The following is an 18,360-nucleotide window of genomic DNA, read 5'->3' as shown; positions in this document are numbered from 1 at the left end:
CCTTGCCCATCTTCTCTATGCTGCGCTTGAACACCCCCCTCTGTCCTGCCGGACATCTCCCCCTCAAGGGGGGAGATTGGCAGCTTCGCCGAAAATTCTCCCTTCTTTAGAGATTGGCGAAAGCTGGAGCGACGTCCAATCTCCCCCCTTGAGGGGGAGATGTCCGGCAGGACAGAGGGGGGTGCTGGCCCGCCGACCTGGATAGGCATGGCACCTGTATCACCGCCTTACCCGCGATTTCAGCCAGCGGTCGAAGGCCACGGCGAGGATGAGGATCAGGCCGATGACGATGCTTTGCGTGTAGGACGAGACATTGTTGAACTGCAGCCCGTTCTGCAAGACGCCGATCAGTCCTGCACCGACCACCGTGCCGCCGACGCTGCCGATGCCGCCGAACAGCGAGGTGCCGCCGATGACGACCGCCGAGATCACCGTCAGCTCGTAGCCGATGCCGGCGACGGCTTCGGAGGAGTTGAGCCGCGCCGACAAAACGAAGGCGGCAAGGCCGGCGAAGAAGCCGACGATGATGTAGACCGAGATCAGGATGCGGTCGACACGCAGGCCGGAGAGTCGTGCCGCCTCGGCATTGCCGCCGACGGCATAGACCGCGCGGCCGTAACGTGTGTAGCGCAGCACGATATGGCAAAGGATCGCGGCAATCGCGAAGATGATCGCCGGCACCGGAACCGGGCCGATCAGGCCGGTACCGAACCAGCGCATCGAGGCGTCGAAGCCGGAGATCGGGCCGCCATTGGAAATCGTCAAGGTCAGGCCGCGAAACACGGTGAGGCCGCCAAGCGTGACGACGAAGGGCGGCACTTTCAGCCTGGTGATGGCAAAGCCCTGGACGCCGCCGGCCACGGCACCGACGACGACGGCCGCGAGAAGGGCGGCGAACCAGCCATAGCCCTGCGTGCCCGTTGTCGACAGCGACAGCGTGTTGGCGGTGCCGCCCTTGGCCACCACCGCCGCGACCATGCCGCAGAAGGCGAGCAGCGAGCCGACCGACAGGTCGATGCCGGCGGTGAGGATGACGAAGGTCATGCCAAGCGCGATCAGGCCGGTGATCGAGATCTGGCGCATGATGTTGAACAGGTTGATCGGGTCGATGAAGCTCGGCTTCAGCACGGTGAAGACGACGATCAGCAACGCCAGGAACATCAGTGGGCCGAAACTCATCAGCAGCCGCGCAATATTGACACCGCCGCGCTGGCTCCGTTCGGTCGTGCTGGTCATTGGGTTGCTTCCTGCTTCTGGTCGAGCGCCATCAGTTCCATCAATTTCTCCTCGGTCGCCTCGACGCCGGGCATCTCGCCGGTAATGCGCCCGCGCCGCATGGTGACGATCCTGTCCGACACCGCAAGCACTTCGGGCAGCTCGGACGAGATCATCATGATGGCGATGCCGCGCGCGGCGAGCTCCACCAGGATCTGGTGCACTTCCGCCTTGGCGCCGACATCGACGCCGCGCGTCGGTTCATCGACGATCAGTACCTTGGGATCGCGCGCCAGCCAGCGGGCAAGGATCACCTTCTGCTGGTTGCCGCCGGACAGGCCCTCGATCGCCTGCTCGGGCGAGGCCATGCGGATCGACAGCATCTTCCTGTAGTTCGCCAGCGCCTCGCGTTCGCGCCGCTCGGCCATGAAGCCGACACTGGAGTAGCGGTCGAGCGCGGCGATCGAGAAATTGGTGAGGATGGCGAGTGCTGCGAAGATTGCCTGGTGCTTGCGGTCCTCCGGCACCAGGCCGATGCCGAGCTCGATGGCGTCGGCGGGTGAGGCGGGCGCGATCGGCTTGCCGTCGAGCCTGATGGTGCCGGCGGCAATGCGGTCGGCGCCGAAGATGGCGCGGGCGAGCTCGGTGCGGCCGGAGCCGACGAGCCCGGCGACGCCGAGGATTTCGCCCGCCTTGAGGTCGAGATCGACGCCTTCGAGCACGATGGCGTGCGGCGCCTGCGGATCGCGCACCGTGCGCAGGCCGCGCACCGAGAGCCGGACGTCGCCGGCGACGTCGCGCTGCGTCGGCCTGGCATAGAGCTCGGAAGCGGCGCGGCCGACCATCTTCTCGATGATCTTCGGCAGTTTGATCGGCCCGCCTTCGCGGTCGAGATGGCCGGCCAGCCTGCCGTCGCGCAGCACCGTCATGCGGTCGCAGATCGCCGAGGCCTCCTCCAGCCGGTGGGTGACGAACATGATGGCGACGCCATCCTTGCGCAGCCGGTCCATGATCGACATCAGCCTGTGCACTTCGGTTTCGGTCAGCGCAGAGGTCGGCTCGTCCATGATGATCAAGCGGCTCTTCAGCGACAGCGCGCGGGCGATCTCGACCAGCTGCTGCTCGGCCACCGACAGCGCCGACACCGGCGTCGCCGGGTCGAGGTCGAGGCCGACGCGGGCGATGATCGCGCGTGAGTCTTCCACCATCTTTCGCCAGCTGACCAGCCCGAACCGGCCGAGCGGCGCGCGACCGATGAAGATATTCTCCGCTACCGTCAGCGTCGGGATCAGGCTCAGTTCCTGGTAGATTGTTACGATGCCGTGGCGCTTGGCATCCTGCGGATTGTGCGGGCTGAATTCGACCCCATCGAAGACGATGCGGCCGCTGGACGGCGGCATCACGCCGGACAGGATCTTGAGCAGCGTCGATTTGCCGGCTCCGTTCTCGCCGAGCAGGCCGAGAATCTCGCCGGGGCGGACTTCGAGCGAAACGTCGTTCAGCGCGGTGACGCCGGCAAAGCGCTTGGTCACGCCCTCGACGGTGAGCAGGGCGGGAGAGGGCGCGATGGCGGCTGCCTTGGGCAAAGTTTGCTCCTGGATTGCGATTGTCGGCGGGTCAGCGCCCCCCTCTGTCCTACCGGACATCTCCCCCACGAGGGGGGAGATTGGATGTCTTTCGCCAATCTTCCTGCGTTGCAGAAAAGGCGCCATCGGCGAAGCTTCCGATCTCCCCCCAAGTGGGGGAGATGCCCGGCAGGGCAGAGGGGGGCGCGACAGAATGCTACTTTTGCCGCTGCGCGCCCTTTGTGCAACCTCACTTCGTCTCGCCCAGCCTCTCTGCCTTGTCGAGATTGTCCTTGCCGATGACGATCGGCGTCAAAAGCACCAGCTTTTCCTTCGGCTCGGTCTTGTCCCTGGCGTAGGCGACCGCGATCTGCACCGCAGTGCGCGATTGTTCGCCGGGGAATTGCTCGACCGTTCCGGCCAGCTTGCCGTCGCGCACGGCGACCAGCGCTTCGGGAAGCGCGTCGAAGCCGTAGATCTTGACGTCGGTGAAGTTGCGCGCCGCGCAGGCTTCAACCGCGCCAAGCGCCATGTCGTCATTGGCGCAGATGATCGCGTCGGGCTTGCCGTTGGCGGCAAGGCCGGCCTCGGTGACGGACAGCGCCTCGGCGCGGGCGAAGTTGGCGGTCTGCTCGAAGATGATCTGGTACTTGTCCTTCATCGGATCGAGGACGTTGTGCACACCCTTGTTGCGGTCGATCGCCGGGCCGGCACCGGGCTGGCCCTGCAGATGGAATATCTTGGCGCCGTTCGGGAACGCCGCCACCATGGCCTTGGCTTCAGCCTCGCCGCCCTTGACGTTGTCGGCGCCGACATGGGCAAGGATGCCCTCGACGCCTTCGACACGGCGGTCGATGGTGACGACGGGAACGCCGGCCTTGACCGCTTCCTCGATGGCTGGGGCAAGCGCGTTGACGTCGAGCGGCGAGATGACGATGGCGTTGACCTTCTGCACGAGCGCCGCTTCGATATCGGCGGTCTGCTTGGGCGCCGAGTTCTGGCCGTCGCTTTCGACCAGGTTGACGCCCTGCGCCTGGGCTTCCGCCTTGATCTGGTTCAGCATGTGCACGAAGAACGGAAAGCCGAGGCTCGGCACCGAACCCAGGATGGTCAGCTTGTCCTGGGCAAAAGCCAGTTGCGGGGCGGCCAGCGCTAAAGCGCCCATCGCCGCGGTCGACAGCAGGAATTCACGTCTGTTGATCAATTTAGTCTCCTCCCAGATGAGCGCACGACCCGAAACCGGAATGGGTTTTCCGGAAGGTTCCTTGCGTCGATTCAAAAATGGAGTGTCCTTCGAGCGCCCAACTCGTGTTTGAAGGGACGCAACGGCGCTCCAGCCGGTCCACCGCGACGTTCTCCTCCGCTCGGTGCCTGCCGGCGGATGCTAGCCAAGGCCGGAGCTTTGCGCAAGAACACGCTACCGCGCGCGGCTCGCAGCGACCGCCAAATTGACAGCCGACACGCTCTCGGCCATCCTTAAGGCACGCCGCCTTGCGGCTTGTGCGTGAGTAACCAGCATGGCCAGTTCCGTCGCCAGTCAGAAATCCAAGCGCGCCGCGGTGCGGAACGCGCTCGACCGCCACAAGGTGTACATCACCGCGCAGCGTTTTTCGGCCGGCAGCTACAGCGCGCGGGTGCTGGTCAACGGCGAGGCCTATTGGGTCGACGAATTCCGGCTCAGCCAGCTGCAGCAGGGCCTGTCGCCGGCCGAGCTCGAATTGACGCCGGCCACCGACGATTGAGCGGCATGACGCCGACCTGCCGCATGCTGACAAAATGATTCAAGACATGCGCATCAAGCCGTTGTTTTTGCGCAAGAGCATGTGGCCGTGACCGCCCCGCCAAAGCTCAAGGCCTATCGCGCCAAGCGCGAGTTCACGAGGACGCCGGAACCCGCCGGCGGGCTGGTTGCCGGGGAAGGCAACCGCTTCGTCGTTCACAAGCACCACGCCACCGCCGACCACTACGACCTTCGCCTGCAGGTCGGCGACGTGCTGAAGAGCTGGGCGGTGCCGCGCGGCCCGTCGCTCAACCCCGCCGACAAACGGCTGGCGGTCGAGACCGAGGACCATCCGCTCGAGTATATCGACTTCGAAGGTGTCATTCCCGAAGGCGAATATGGCGGCGGGCCGATGATCGTCTGGGACACCGGCGTCTGGGCGCCGATGGACGATGTCGAGAAGAGCCTGCGCACCGGTTCCTTCAAGTTCCGCCTCGCCGGCGAAAAGCTGAATGGCGGCTGGATGCTGACGCGGCTGAAACCGAAGCCCGGCGAGGATGCGGGCAAGAAGAACTGGCTGCTGTTCAAGGAGCGCGATCTCGCCGCCGACGCCAAGCTCGACATACTGGAAGCCCGGCCGGAAAGCGTCAAATCCGGACGCCGCATTGAGGAACTGGCGGCAACGCCGAAGCCGGCCGCCAAGCCTGCCAGGCCGGTGGTGCTGAAGCCAGGTGCTTTGCCGGGCGCCGTCAAGGCGCCGCTGCCCACCCGCATCGAGCCGCAACTGGCGACGCAGGTTTCGAAACCGCCGGGCGGCGATGACCCAGCGGCCCGAACGGGCGAAGTCTGGCTGCACGAGATCAAATTCGATGGCTACCGCACCATGGCGCATCTCGCTAACGGCGCAGTCAGGCTGATCACCCGCGCCGGCCTCGACTGGACGAAGCGCTATGGCGACCTGCCGCTTGCCTTCGCCAGGCTGCCGTGCCGCGAGGCGATCATCGACGGCGAGGTCGTCGCGCTCGACGCCAAGGGCATCAGCCGCTTTGCCCTTTTGCAGAATGCGCTGGCCGAAGGCGCCGGCAACAAGCTCCACTTCTACGCCTTCGATCTTCTGTATCTCGACGGCTGGGACCTGAGACAAGCGCCGCTCCGCCGGCGCAAGGCGCTGCTTTCGCAATTGCTGTCCGGTCTCGGCGCCAATTCGGCCATCCAGCTCAGCGATCATGTCGAAGGAGACGGCCAGGCACTTTATGACCAGGCGTCCGAGATGGGGCTCGAGGGTGTCGTCTCCAAGCGCGCCACGGCAATCTACCAGAGCGGCCGTACCAAGACCTGGACCAAGACCAAGGCGCTTCAGACCGGCGACTTCGTCATCGCCGGCTACACAGTTTCCGACGCGGCCGAGGGGCTGGCTGCACTTGGCCTCGGCGAATTCGAGGACGGCGAGCTGCACTATCGCGGCAAGGTCGGCACCGGCTTCGATGCGGGAACCGCCGGCGAATTGCTGGCCAGGCTGGAGCCGCTAAGGGCGGGTGCATCCGCGCCAGAAGGCGTTCCGCGCGAAATCATGCGCGAGATGAAATGGGTGCGGCCGCTGCTTTCGGCGCATATCCACTACGCCAACCGGACCACCGACAATGCGCTGCGCCATGCGGTGTTCCGCGGCCTGCGCGACGTCGGCCTGTCGACGCCGGTTTCGGCCAAGCGCAAGCGGCTGATCGCCGAGGCCGACCTCGCCACCATCTGGGTGACCAACCCGACGCGGCGGCTGTTCGGCAAGACCGGCCCGACCAAGCTCGACATTGCCGTCTATTATGCGCTGGTCGGCGATTTCATGCTGCCGCACATTCTCGGCCGGCCGGTGTCGCTGGTGCGCTGCCCGACCGGCAGGCCGCAGGACTGTTTCTTCCAGCGCCACGCCTTCACCGGCATGCCGTCATCCGTGGCGACTTTCGAAGCGACCAATTCGGAGGGCGAGACCAAATCCTATCTCTCGGTGGAAGACGCCAAGGGCTATCTGGCCCTGGCGCAGTTCGGTGTCGTCGAGTTCCACACCTGGGGCACCCATCGCACGCGGCTCGACAAGCCGGACCTGGTCGTTTTCGACCTCGACCCGGGCGAGGGGATCGCCTGGCGCGAGGTGGTTGAGGCGGCGGTGCACATTAAGGGCGAGCTGGAAGCGCTAGGGCTGGTGCCGTTCGCCAAGACGTCCGGCGGCCACGGCATCCACATATCAGTACCGGTGACGCAAAAGCAGAACTGGAAGAAATTGCACCAGGCGACCAGCGCCATCTCGACGCATCTTGCCGCCACCGCGCCCGACACTTTCACCACCACCATGGGCAAGGATAACCGCAAGCGGCGCATCTTCATCGATTATCACCGCAATGCGCGCGGCCACACCTCGGCGGCTCCCTATTCGCTGCGCGCCCGCACCAATTTGCCGGCCTCGACGCCGGTGAGCTGGAGCGACCTGGCGACCATCGATGCCCCGCAGGATCTGAATTATTCGTCACTGCCGGGCCTGCTGGCGACGTCAGGCGACCCTTGGGCCGACATGGAAGATTTCGCCCGGGATTTGCCGGTGATGGGCACTGCGAGATAGTCCCGCGGGCGCGGCCCCAGACTCCATCGACGCTCCGGAAAATTTGAATTATTCTTCGCCACGGACCTCTTACCTGCAGGGGCTCCGGCGGAGGAAGATTTCGCTAGGGATTTGCCGGTATTGTAAGGGCAATGTAGGATTTCGGCAGCCGCATTCGTCCTCCGGACGAATGAACGCTGCGAACAGTTCGACAGCACAAGGCCGCGTAGGAGTATTTCATGGCGCCCAGGGCAAGTTGGAAAGGTTACCTCAAGCTCAGTCTGGTCAGCTGTCCGGTCCGGCTCTATCCGGCGACGAGCGCCAGCGAGCGCATCAGCTTCAACCAGCTGCACAAGAAGACGCACAACCGCATCAACATGAAGCCGGTCGACCCCGAGCTCGGGCTGGTCGAGCGTTCGGACCTGGTCAAGGGCTACGAATACGAGGACAAGCAGTACATCATCATCGAGGACTCCGATCTCGATGCGGTGCGCATCGAATCCAACCATACGATGAACATCGAGGCTTTTGTCGACGAGCATTCGGTCGACGTCATCTATCAGGACGCGCCCTATTACCTGGCGCCGGACGGCGCAATGGCCGAGGAGACCTTTGCCGTGTTGCGCGAAGCGATGCGCAAATCCGGCAAGCTGGCGATCGCCCGCCTGGTGCTGTCCAGCCGCGAGCGCGTGGTGACGATCGGCGCGCGCGAGAACGGCATGTTCGTCTGCACCTTGAGGAATCCGAACGAAGTGCGTGGCACGGCTGAATATTTCGGCAATATCCCGGCCGGAAACCCCGATCCCGAAATGCTGCAATTGGCCGAAGCGCTGATCAAGCAGAAGGAAACCACCTTCGATCCGAAGAATTACGAGGACCGCTACGAGATCGCGCTGATGGCGATGATCCGCGAGAAGCTGAAGGGCCATAAGCCGATCATCGCGGCGGCCCCCGAGCGCGGCAATGTCATCAATCTCATGGATGCGCTGAAGGCGAGCCTGTCGCAATCGGCCAAGCCGCCGGCCAAGTCGAAGAGCAAGGCCGATGAAACGGCCAAGCCCGCGGCGAAATCCGCCAAGGCCAGCGCCGCCGCGGTCAAGGAAAACCCGCTCAAGGCGAACCTTCTCAAAGCCGTCGGCAAGAGCAAGGCGTGACGGCTCTCGCCGGCACGGTCTTCGGCATCGTCGGCGCGCTGGCGGCCTTTCCGCTCAGGCTGGCGGCGCGCGAGGTCGAGCGCCAGTACGGCCAGTTGCGGCGCGGCGTCACTCGGCGCACCACACATGTCGTGTTGGGCCGCAAGTTGCTCGCCAAAGCCGGCGATGGCGAGATCGAGCGTCGCGCTGCTGCGGAGCGCGCGGCCGGGCGCAAGCTGGTCAGCGAGAACGGCTTCCTGCGCCTGCTCGGCCTGATGAAAGCGCCGGAGGCTTCGGCGCTGTCGCGGCAGTCGCTGATCGACCAGTCGCGGCTGACCGGCGCGGATCTCGACCTTTTGTCGCTGTTCGATGCCTTCGAGCATGATTGCGAACCGTATTCCTTTCGCGACCTGATCCTCGCCCGCAAATATGCCGGGCTGGTTGCCGGCGGCGCCTCGTGGGGGGCGATTGCGCGCTCGGTGCACCGCTCGGGCCCGGTCGCCTCGCTCACCGCCAAGTCGCTCGCCGTCGGCTCGCAGCATGGGCGGGCCGACGCGATCTATCTCGAGGGAGGCCAGAGCGAACTCGACGGCCAGCTGCTGTTCGATCTGGGAACGCAGGATGACGACACGCTGGAAGAGCTGTTCGCCGATGCCGAGGCGGCGGAAGGGGCTGAAGACCACGAGCAGGCGGCGGCGCTCTACCAGCGCTGCCTGGCCATCGACCCAAGCGATGCCATCGCCGCCTTCAACCGCGCCAACTGCCTGCGCGCCGCCGGCCACGCGGCCGAGGCGGCGCACGACTATGCCCGCGCCATAAAGCTCGATCCCGGCTTCGTCGAGGCCTGGTTCAATCTCGCCGGGCTGATGAGCGAAGAGGGGCGGGTAGCCTCGGCGCGCCGCCATTTGCTGAAGGCGATCGCACTCGATCCCAATTATGCCGACGCGGTGTTCAACCTTGCCAGGCTGGAGTTCGACGCCGGCAATCTCGCCGAGGCGCGGCGTCGCTGGGTGCGCTACCTCGAGCTCGACGCCAATTCCGAATGGGCGCGCACGGCGGGCAAGGGGATACAGTTCGTGGATTTGCAGCTGGCGCGGATGTCGGCGGGATAGGTGGTAGCGCCTCCTTCTCCCCTTGTGGGAGAAGGTGGATCGGCGCGCAGCGCCGAGACGGTTGAGGGGTGTTGGAAGAAATGAGGCGTCGGCGTTCCCTGGAACACCCCTCATCCGACCGAGCTTCGCTCGGTCACCTTCTCCCACAAGGGGAGAAGGGGTCACCAGCGTTGGAGTCCCCATGACAACCTTCCTCTTCGACGGCCCCGACACCGCCGCCATCATCATCCTGCTCGCCCATGGCGCAGGCGCTCCTATGGACTCGCCCTCGATGACCGCCACCGCCAAGGCGCTGGCCGCAGCCGGCTTCCGCGTCGCGCGCTTCGAATTCCACTACATGGCGGCTCGCCGCTACGGCCACCGCAAGCCGCCGCCGCGCGCCGAGACGGTTAACCCGGAATACGTCAAGGCGATCGCCGACCTCCGGGCGAAGGGCGTGAAGGGTCCGCTGATCATCGGCGGCAAGTCGATGGGCGGACGCGTCGCTTCGATGATCGCCGACGAGATGTTTTCGAAGGGCGAGATTTCAGGGCTGCTTTGTCTCGGCTATCCCTTCCATCCGCCTGACAAACCGACGCAGCTTCGGACAAAGCACCTGGCCGATCTCAAGACGCCGACAGTGATCTTCCAGGGCACGCGCGACGAGTTCGGGACCAAAGACGAGGTCGCGACCTATGCTTTGTCCGATGCAATCGAGATCTTCTGGCTGGAAGACGGCGACCATGATCTGAAGCCGCGCAAAAACATCTCCGGCTTCTCCACCGCCGATCATCTGAAGACGCTCGCTGATGCGGTGAAGGCGTGGACCGAACGCATCGTGCGCTGAAGCAGGCCGATGAAGATCGCCACCTTCAACGTCAACAACATCAACAGCCGGCTGCCGAACCTGCTCGCATGGCTGGCTGCCGCCAAACCCGACATCGCCTGCCTGCAGGAGCTCAAGGCGAGACAGACGCAGTTTCCGCGCACTGCGCTGGCGGCGGCCGGCTACGGCGCGGTTTGGGTCGGGCAGCCGACCTGGAACGGCGTCGCCATCCTTTCGCGTGGCGCAGAACCCGTTCTGACCCGCGAGGCGCTGCCCGGCGACGATAGCGACCAGCAGGCGCGCTACATCGAAGCGGCGGTCAACGGCATCGTCGTCGCCTGCCTCTACGCGCCGAACGGCAATCCGCAGCCCGGCCCGAAATTCCAGTACAAGCTCAACTGGCACGAAAGGCTGGAGGCGCATGCGGCACAGTTGCTCGACACCGACCTGCCAGTGGTGCTGGCCGGCGACTACAACATCGTGCCCGAGCCGCGCGACATCTACCCGACCCGCTCCTATGACGACAACGCGCTGGTCCAGCCGGAAAGCCGCGCATCGTTCCAGCGGCTGCTCGACCAGGGCTGGCTTGACGCGCTGCGCAAGAAGCACCCGAACGAGACGCTCTACACATTCTGGGACTATCGCCGCAACCGCTGGCCGCGCGATGCCGGCCTGCGCCTCGACCATATCTTGCTCAGCAAGAAGCTGTCGCGCCGGCTGGTAGCGGCGGGCATCGACCGCGACGTGCGCGGCGAGACCGGCGCCAGCGATCATGCGCCGGTCTGGGTGGAGTTGAAGTGAGGCACGGAGGCTGGCGCCGCCTTTCCGGGCGGCAACCAGTCAAGTTGGCCGCGCCGCTTCGCGGGCGAACGCCTCGATCAGAGGGGCGTATCCCTCGAGGTCGGGCTGCGTAGCGAAACTGTGGCTAGCGGCGGTCGAAGCCCAGGGCAGCTTTTCCGAAGTGAAGACTTCGACGAAAGGCACGTACCATTGGTGCTGGTCCAGCATGGTCGCACGAACGTTGACGAAAAAGTCCAGGCCATGCGGGCGCGTGAACATCCAGTTCTTGCAATGCGGGCAATAGAGCTGCCGGTGCGGGCCGTGCAGGCCGCCGACCACCGGCTCGCCCTGGGTGACGGCGAAACCGTCGCTGGGCACGGCGATGGTCAGGGAATACGCGCTGGCGCTCAGCTTCTGGCAGCCGGTGCAGTGACACGCCATCGTCAGCAAGGGCGGGGCGCTGATGCGAAAGCGTATTCCGGCGCACAGGCAACCGCCGCCCCAAGGTAGCTTCCAATCGTCCATTGCTGGCCTCGCGTTAGCCTCTGCCAGCGATCTAGCGCACGACCGGCCTCCCGGCAAACGCGGCGATGCCTGCGGCTGCTGCCGAAGGGCTGGGGTGGACTTGAGCCATCACCGACAGCCAGGCGCCGAGCGCCATCATTGCAGAGCGGATAGATGAACAGGTTTGCTGACAGGCTGCTTGCAGCCCTCATGATCGTGATCGGCACGGCTTGCTTCATCGAGGCGTATCTGGCGCTGGGCGAGGCGTGCTCGCGAGGTGCCGAACGGCCTCAGTTTCACCGCCGGCAGACCGGCAACCAGCTCGCCATGTTCGACAGCCAGTCCGGCCCGATCTATGCGGTTGCCTTTGCCGCGGGCGGCACGGTGCTGACCGGCGGCTACGACCGCAGCATCAGGGACTGGCCGGCTGGCGGCGCCGATAGGATGGTGCTTTTCGCCGGGGCGCCGGATTGATTGCGGGATATCCAATTTCGTCGCCGGGGCTTGGACACCCCCACTGTTGCGCTGGGCAACCGCATTTGGATTCTTGCGAAGATGGACCCCCACCCTAACCCTCCCTACAAGGGGGAGGGAATGCTGCCGCGCGCCCTTACTTCCCCTTTGGCGCCGAAAGGCAGGCAATTTGCCGAGGTCAGCGCCAACGGAAGTCTCCCTCCCCCTTGTGGGGAGGGGTTAGGGGTGGGGGTCCATCGTAGAGCGAAAGTCTCGGCTTTCCATCTGCCATAGCCCTGCGCTGGTGGGGGGAGATCGGCAGCTCCAGCGTCGGCTTCGGCGCGTATACTTGACCCGCCTACCACCAACGCTATGTTCGCGGCCATGTCAGAGACCAGCCCCGCGGCCACCGTGCCGCTCATCGTGATCGATCTTCAGACCGGCATGTTCGACGGTGTTGCCGAACCGCCGATCCATGATGCCGACGGCATCGTTGCCCGCACCCGCGCGCTGATCGAATGGGCGCGGCGCAGCGGGCGCAAAGTCGCCTTCATCAGGCATGACGGGCCGCAGGGCGATCCTCTGGCGCCGGGTGAGCCGGGCTGGCCGGTGTGGCCGGCGCTCGGCCAGGCCGAGGACGAGCCGACTTTCGCCAAGTGTGTCGGCGATGCGTTCAGCAATGCCGCCCTTGCAGAATGGGTGGCCGGGCAGGGCGCCGGCGAGGTCGTTCTGATCGGCGCGCAGACCGATTTCTGCGTGGCGGCCACGGTGAAGGGCGCCTTTGCAGCGGGCCTGGGCGTCACCGTGGTTTCCGACGCCCACAGCACGCTCGACGCGGCCAGCGAGACCGCCGCGGAGATCATCGCCCGGCACAATGCGGCATTTGCCGCCGCCGGGGTCAAGCTGGCGACGACAAAAGCCCTGACCGATAGCTGATCCGCCGGCTCATCCCTACGCCGTCAAAGCCTGATCCAGCCGGGAAGCAACTGGCGGGTTCAGACAATTTGGCGCGGGGCGCCTCACTACTGCGGGCTTCCGCCGGCGCGGTCTATCGCGTATTGGCGCAGGAACTCTCCTTTGGCCTTCCCCGGAAAACCATGATTCGTCTCGAAAGCATCAGCAAGCAGAACGGCAGGCAGATCGTCTTCATCGAAGCCTCCGCCGCGTTGCAGAAGGGCGAGAAGGTCGGGCTGGTCGGGCCTAACGGCGCCGGCAAGACGACGCTGTTTCGCATGATCAACGGCGAGGAGCAGCCCGACGAAGGCCAGGTCTCGGTCGATCGCGGCGTCACCATCGGCTATTTCAGCCAGGATGTCGGCGACATGGAAGGCCGCAGTGCGGTGGCCGAAGTGATGGACGGCGCCGGACCGGTCAGCGAAGTGGCGGCCGAGATGCGCGAGCTCGAGCACGCCATGGGCGACCCTGACCAGGCCGACCAGATGGACGAGATCATCGCCCGCTACGGCGAGGCGCAGCACCGCTTCGAGGAGCTCGACGGCTACGCGCTGGATGGCCGGGCGCGCGAGGTGCTGGACGGCCTCGGCTTCAGCCAGGAGATGATGGACGGCGACGTCGGCAAGCTGTCCGGCGGCTGGAAAATGCGCGTGGCACTGGCCAGGATCCTTTTGATGCGGCCCGACGCCATGCTGCTCGACGAGCCGAGCAACCATCTCGACCTGGAAAGCCTGATCTGGCTGGAGCAGTTCCTGAAGAACTATGACGGCGCGCTGCTGATGACCTCGCACGACCGCGAGTTCATGAACCGCATCGTCAACAAGGTGGTCGAGATCGACGGCGGTTCGCTGACCGCTTACTCCGGCAACTACGAATTCTACCAGCAGCAGCGGGCGATTGCCGACCGGCAGCAGCAGGCGCAGTTCGAGCGCCAGCAGGCGATGCTGGCCAAGGAGATCGCCTTCATCGAGCGCTTCAAGGCGCGTGCCTCGCATGCTGCCCAGGTACAGAGCCGGGTGAAGAAGCTGGACAAGATCGACCGGGTCGAGCCGCCCAAGCGCCGCCAGAAGGTATCGTTCGACTTCCAGCCGGCGCCGCGCTGCGGCGAGGACGTGGTGACGCTGAAGAACGTGCACAAGGGCTATGGCAGCCGCTCGATCTACGAGGGATTGGATTTTCAGGTGCGCCGCCGCGAGCGCTGGTGCATCATGGGCGTCAACGGCGCCGGCAAGTCGACGCTGCTGAAGCTGGTCGCTGGCGCTTCCGAGCCGGACAATGGCACGGTGGCGCGCGGGCCCAGCGTCAAGATGGGCTATTTCGCCCAGCACGCCATGGAAGTGCTGGAGGGCGAGCGCACCGTGTTCCAGACGCTGGAAGATGCGTTTCCGCAGGCCGGCCAGGCGCCGCTCAGGGCGCTGGCCGGCTGCTTCGGCTTTTCCGGCGACGAGATCGAGAAGAAATGCCGCGTGCTGTCGGGCGGCGAGAAGGCGCGGCTGGTGATGGCGCTGATGTTGTTCGATCCGCCCAATTTGCTGGTGCTGGACGAGCCGACCAACCACCTCGACATCGCCACCAAGGAGATGCTGATCACGGCACTGTCGCAGTACGAGGGAACCATGCTGTTCGTCTCGCACGACCGCCATTTCCTGGCGGCGCTGTCGAACCGGGTGCTGGAACTGACGCCCGAGGGCATCCACACCTATGGCGGCGGCTATACCGAATATGTCGAGCGCACCGGGCAGGAGGCGCCGGGGTTGCGGAGCTGAGGCCGGCTCTGCCGCGCACGGTCACGTAGACGCTCGATTCCGGGGGCCAAGCACGAGGTGCTCAGCCATGTATCGCAATTTCGCGCAGCGGATCGCCGCCGTCGATGAACAGCCGGCCTTGCGCGGTCAACGCCGCCTTGAGCCGTCGCAGGGCAATTTTTCCTGCTTCGGGATGACGCCCGTCCAGCGCGCCGACGCGCACCGCAACGGCAATGTCGAAGTGCTTCTCATCGGCCTCCAACTCGAAATCCTCGATGGCGATCTGGCGAAGGCTCAGCCGGCCTGCCGCAATCTCGGCGCGCGAGGCGGCCCCGGCCTGCGCGATGGCCTTGGCCGAGCGGTCGATCGCCAGCACGTGCCCGCCGCCGATCCGGCGCGCGATCTCGCGCGCTGCAGCACCCGGTCCGCAGCCGATCTCCAGCACTCGCATGCCCTGCCGCAAAGGCAGCGCATTGACGATCTCCAAAAGCCTTGGCGACAAGTCGTTCGCCATACGCTGTTCTCCAGCTTTTTCACAATCCGAGACTAGCGACCGCGGCCGGCGACGGGAAGGCCGAGAGACGCGGGCATCGCCGATGTGTTCAGCTGGCATGTTCAGCTGGGTGCTGCTTGAGCAGGGGGCATGATCGACATCGAAGAGGTCGACGATCCGGTCTCGACCGCGGGCGACCGGGCGGCCCGGCGTCGTTGACCTGAGGGGTAGGGAGGGAACTGGCGCCGAGCCTAACCGGTTGGGGGGTAGATCACCGGCCGTTTATGTGTATACGCTCAAGCTAATATAAGAGCAAGCTAATGTTTTGCGTCAGCGATGTTGGACGATTGTTCTGACCATGGCCGGTTGTGGCTTCCTGCCGCGCCCTCCAATCCGGCCAAACACCGCTTATTGCCTTCAAGTCCTGGCTTCAATGCTGTACCCCGGCCCGAAATTCAAGGAGCCTGCGATGACCTCACATCCCGACATCCCCGACGCCAGCATGGCGGTCGATGCGGCCGGCGTGGCAGCCGATGACCGGCGCGCTCGCGAGGCGGATGCCGCATGGCGGGACGATGTTCGCGAGGGCGTGCGGCAGGTAGGCGATCTGGATTCGCTGCTGCTGTCGCCAGCCGAGCGGGCGGCGGCCAAAGCCGCGGCCACGCGCCACAAGGTTCGCATTCCCAAGGCCTATCTCGACCTGATCGACTGGAACGACCCCGCCGATCCGATACGGCTTCAGGTCATCCCGTCGCCCGACGAACTGGCAGAGCAGGAGGGCGAACTCGACGATCCGATCGCCGACCACGCCTTCAGTCCCGTGCCTAGATTGACGCATCGACATGCCGACCGGGTTCTGTTGTTCCCGACCTATCAATGCGCGGTCTATTGCCGGTTCTGCTTTCGCAAGGAGCAGCTGACCTCGATCGGCCGGGGTTTTTCGCGCGAGGCGCTGGAGCCGGCCTTCGCCTATATCGCGGCCCATCCGGAAATCCGCGAGGTGATCCTGACCGGCGGCGACCCGCTGTCGCTGCCGGACAGGGCGCTGGCGGAAATCCGCGCCCGTGTCGAGGCGATCCAGCATGTGCGGCTGTTGCGCATCCACACTCGCGTACCCGTCGCGCTGCCGTCGCGCGTCACCGGCGGGTTGATTCAAGCCTTGCAGGGCCGGCTGATGGTTACTGTCGTCACCCATTTCAACCATCCACGCGAAATCACGGAGGCGACCGAGCGGGCCTGCCGCACGTTGCGGCAGGGCGGCTTCGTGCTGCTGAACCAGAGCGTTCTGCTGAAAGGCGTGAACGATACGGTCGAGGTGCTGGAAGAGCTGTGCCGCGAGCTGATGTATCGCCTTGGCGTCAAACCCTATTACCTGCACCACGGCGATCTCGTGCGCGGCATGGCGCACCGGCGCACCACGATCGCCGAGGGCCAGGCGCTGGTCAGCGCCTTGCGTGCGCGCCTGTCGGGCATCTGCAATCCCGTCTACGTGCTGGACCTGCCGGACGGCGGAGGGAAAGTCCCGCTCGGCCCGTCCTATCTCGAGGCGCGCGAAGGGGAGACGTGGCGAATACGTGGGCTTGATGGGGCGGTGAGGGCGTATAGGGAGGTTGCTGGGGAGTAGGGGACGCGCAGCCGCTGTCCAAGCCAGCCCACCTTGGTGACCTGACATGCAGCCCTTGATCACGGAAGCATGCGTTAACTGCTGTTCTATTTGGTGCTTGCGCAATTGCTAAAATAGTGAAAACGTTGCCCCGGGGTAATGGGTTAGGGGAGTTCGTCCCGGCTGTTGCGAGTTTCGGGGCGGCGCAGAAAAGTCATGAACTTTCCACAGTTCCTGGTGGGGCTGACCACCACATCGTCCATCGTGGCGATCTCGACTTACTTTGCGACGGGTTCAATCTGGAAGACGCTGGCCTGGACGATCTTGACCTTGATCGTCATGCAGGTTGGATATTTCCTGTTCGTCGTCCGGTTGATCTACGGATCCGGGGCGAAAGGCGCGGCGGCAAAGCCGCGGCGTCTGAGGGCTGTGCCGCCGAACCGTCGAGGTCGCATTCAGCTTATGCAGTAATGTCCCATATAGATATCATGGTCTAGACAGGACATGTTCGGTTCTGGGAATGTGCGTTGGACGTTCCGCTAGTTTAGCCAACTAATATATATCGCCCAACTCATATCGTCGTTTTTGGGCTAGCGGGAAAACCTGCCTGCTGCTTGTACGACTGTGCCTAAGTCCGCATTTTACAACCGGCTGGCAAGCTCCCTTTCGTTGACGCAGCCTAAATCCGGCTGGTGTTTTCGATGGGCGGTTGAGGCTATAAAGCCGTTCAACCGGGCGGCATCGGGATGCATTTCGGCCGGTCGAGAGGGTTGTGGTGATCGACGGAACGCCAAACGTGATCTTGCTGATCGGCAGCGCCCCCGATGTGGTGCGCTGCGCCGCCTGGCCCAAGCAGGCCTTCGGCAAGATCGTCGCCATCAACAACGCCTGGCGCGTGCGGCCGGACTGGGATTTCCTCGTCCATGCCGGCGATTTCCCGGCGGAGCGGATGCCGCAAGGCGGTCCCCTGCAGCAGGCGCAGATCTTCAGCGCCTCGCATTACGTGCCGGCGCAAAACAGCTTTGGCGGCTTCGTCTATGCCGGGGGCACCATGTCGATGACGGCGGCCTACTGGACGATCCACAGTCAGAAGCCGGACGTGCTGGCATTCCTTGGCTGCGACATGATTTACGACCAGCCCGGCAACACGCATTTTTACGGCGTCGGCCGCGCCGATCCGCTGCGCAACGACGTCACCCTGCGCAACCTCGAGGCGAAGTCGGCCCGCCTGCTCATCCATGCGCTTCGGCGCGGCTGCCTGTGCGTCAACCTATCCGACCTGCCGCGCAGCCGGCTGGTCTTCCCGCGGCTGACGCTCGATGAAGTCGGCGCGCTTTCTTCCTCGCGGCTTTCGGAAATGAAGGCCGAGATGCTTGCCGGCCTGCGGCTCGATCAGGCGGAGGAGGCCGACAGGATCGAGAAGGAACTCGGCTATTTCTTCGAGGACGGCATGTACTGGAAGCACCTCGAAAAGCTCGACGAGAAATTCCTGGCCAACATCGACCGGCTGTGGATGGCGGCGGTGAAGGCGAGCTTGAGCAGTCGGCCGAAGCTCCCGATCTCCCCCTTGTGGCGGGGCAATCGCATTTGGATTCTTACGAAGATGGACCCCCACCCTAACCCTCCCCACAAGGGGGAGGGAATGCTGCCGCGCGCCCTTACTTCCCCTTTTGGCGCCGAAAGGCAGGCAA

The 18,360-nt window shown here is 64.8% G+C and carries 17 protein-coding genes; 12 read left to right on the top strand and 5 right to left on the bottom strand.

Going from position 1 to position 18,360, the window contains the following annotated elements; genetic code table 11:
• Positions 1–219: 219 nt before the first annotated feature.
• From NKH04_RS20090 to NKH04_RS20080, 3 genes are all read right to left on the bottom strand, one after another.
• Positions 220–1,236, bottom strand: coding sequence for an ABC transporter permease (locus NKH04_RS20090; protein ID WP_254819652.1), 1,017 nt, complete (start codon positions 1,234–1,236; stop codon positions 220–222).
• Positions 1,233–2,801, bottom strand: coding sequence for a sugar ABC transporter ATP-binding protein (locus NKH04_RS20085; RefSeq protein WP_352920190.1), 1,569 nt, complete (start codon positions 2,799–2,801; stop codon positions 1,233–1,235). Before NKH04_RS20085 ends, NKH04_RS20090 begins: the two co-directional genes overlap by 4 nt.
• Positions 2,802–3,030: 229 nt before the next feature.
• Entirely contained in the window at positions 3,031–3,981 is a 951-nt protein-coding gene (locus tag NKH04_RS20080) for a substrate-binding domain-containing protein (RefSeq protein WP_352472200.1), read from the bottom strand.
• A 316-nt stretch (positions 3,982–4,297) separates the two neighbouring features.
• Here NKH04_RS20080 and NKH04_RS20075 point away from each other — a divergent pair, with 316 nt between their 5' ends.
• The 6 genes from NKH04_RS20075 (at position 4,298) to NKH04_RS20050 (ending at position 10,938) form a co-directional block, all read left to right on the top strand.
• Positions 4,298–4,522, top strand: a complete 225-nt coding sequence (locus NKH04_RS20075; RefSeq protein ID WP_352472112.1) for a hypothetical protein — start codon at positions 4,298–4,300, stop codon at positions 4,520–4,522.
• A gap of 87 nt (positions 4,523–4,609) precedes the next feature.
• Complete coding sequence (gene ligD, locus NKH04_RS20070) at positions 4,610–7,108, top strand: DNA ligase D (RefSeq protein WP_352501210.1); 2,499 nt, start codon at positions 4,610–4,612, stop codon at positions 7,106–7,108.
• Between the two features lie 218 nt (positions 7,109–7,326).
• Entirely contained in the window at positions 7,327–8,241 is a 915-nt protein-coding gene (gene ku / locus NKH04_RS20065; protein ID WP_352773121.1) for a non-homologous end joining protein Ku, read from the top strand.
• Positions 8,238–9,332, top strand: coding sequence for a tetratricopeptide repeat protein (locus NKH04_RS20060; protein ID WP_352920186.1), 1,095 nt, complete (start codon positions 8,238–8,240; stop codon positions 9,330–9,332). Before ku ends, NKH04_RS20060 begins: the two co-directional genes overlap by 4 nt.
• A gap of 181 nt (positions 9,333–9,513) precedes the next feature.
• The gene (locus tag NKH04_RS20055) at positions 9,514–10,158 is read left to right on the top strand and encodes an alpha/beta hydrolase family protein (protein WP_352920184.1); all 645 of its coding nucleotides are present in this window, start codon (positions 9,514–9,516) and stop codon (positions 10,156–10,158) included.
• Positions 10,159–10,167: 9 nt separating this feature from the next.
• Positions 10,168–10,938, top strand: coding sequence for an exodeoxyribonuclease III (locus tag NKH04_RS20050; protein ID WP_352920181.1), 771 nt, complete (start codon positions 10,168–10,170; stop codon positions 10,936–10,938).
• 39 nt (positions 10,939–10,977) lie between these two features.
• Here the strand turns inward: NKH04_RS20050 and NKH04_RS20045 are convergent, their stop codons facing one another.
• On the bottom strand, positions 10,978–11,442 hold the full coding sequence (locus tag NKH04_RS20045; protein ID WP_352920179.1) for a GFA family protein: 465 nt from the start codon (positions 11,440–11,442) through the stop codon (positions 10,978–10,980).
• A gap of 153 nt (positions 11,443–11,595) precedes the next feature.
• Between NKH04_RS20045 and NKH04_RS20040 the strand changes: the two genes are divergently transcribed.
• The 3 genes from NKH04_RS20040 (at position 11,596) to NKH04_RS20030 (ending at position 14,594) form a co-directional block, all read left to right on the top strand.
• Positions 11,596–11,895, top strand: a complete 300-nt coding sequence (locus tag NKH04_RS20040) for a WD40 repeat domain-containing protein (RefSeq protein ID WP_352501204.1) — start codon at positions 11,596–11,598, stop codon at positions 11,893–11,895.
• 363 nt (positions 11,896–12,258) lie between these two features.
• Positions 12,259–12,810, top strand: coding sequence for an isochorismatase family protein (locus NKH04_RS20035; protein WP_352920177.1), 552 nt, complete (start codon positions 12,259–12,261; stop codon positions 12,808–12,810).
• A gap of 161 nt (positions 12,811–12,971) precedes the next feature.
• On the top strand, positions 12,972–14,594 hold the full coding sequence (locus tag NKH04_RS20030; RefSeq protein WP_352472101.1) for an ABC-F family ATP-binding cassette domain-containing protein: 1,623 nt from the start codon (positions 12,972–12,974) through the stop codon (positions 14,592–14,594).
• Positions 14,595–14,655: 61 nt separating this feature from the next.
• On the opposite strand, the gene NKH04_RS20025 is transcribed toward NKH04_RS20030, so the two are convergent.
• Positions 14,656–15,087, bottom strand: coding sequence for an SAM-dependent methyltransferase (locus tag NKH04_RS20025; RefSeq protein ID WP_023675692.1), 432 nt, complete (start codon positions 15,085–15,087; stop codon positions 14,656–14,658).
• A gap of 481 nt (positions 15,088–15,568) precedes the next feature.
• Between NKH04_RS20025 and NKH04_RS20020 the strand changes: the two genes are divergently transcribed.
• The 3 genes from NKH04_RS20020 to NKH04_RS20010 all read left to right on the top strand — a co-directional run.
• Positions 15,569–16,690, top strand: coding sequence for a KamA family radical SAM protein (locus NKH04_RS20020; protein ID WP_502896442.1), 1,122 nt, complete (start codon positions 15,569–15,571; stop codon positions 16,688–16,690).
• A gap of 195 nt (positions 16,691–16,885) precedes the next feature.
• Positions 16,886–17,140 carry an exopolysaccharide production repressor protein gene (locus NKH04_RS20015; RefSeq protein ID WP_352472098.1) on the top strand — a complete coding sequence of 85 codons (255 nt, stop codon included), beginning with the start codon at positions 16,886–16,888 and terminating at the stop codon, positions 17,138–17,140.
• 325 nt (positions 17,141–17,465) lie between these two features.
• A partial coding sequence (locus NKH04_RS20010; protein WP_353044823.1) for a hypothetical protein occupies positions 17,466–18,360 on the top strand: 895 nt, incomplete at its 3' end.

Origin of the sequence: Mesorhizobium sp. M1365, from assembly GCF_040317865.1 — a bacterium.
In the GTDB taxonomy this organism is placed as follows: domain Bacteria; phylum Pseudomonadota; class Alphaproteobacteria; order Rhizobiales; family Rhizobiaceae; genus Mesorhizobium.
Note: the sequence above shows the minus strand (reverse complement) of the source record. Positions and strands in the feature narration are given on the sequence as shown.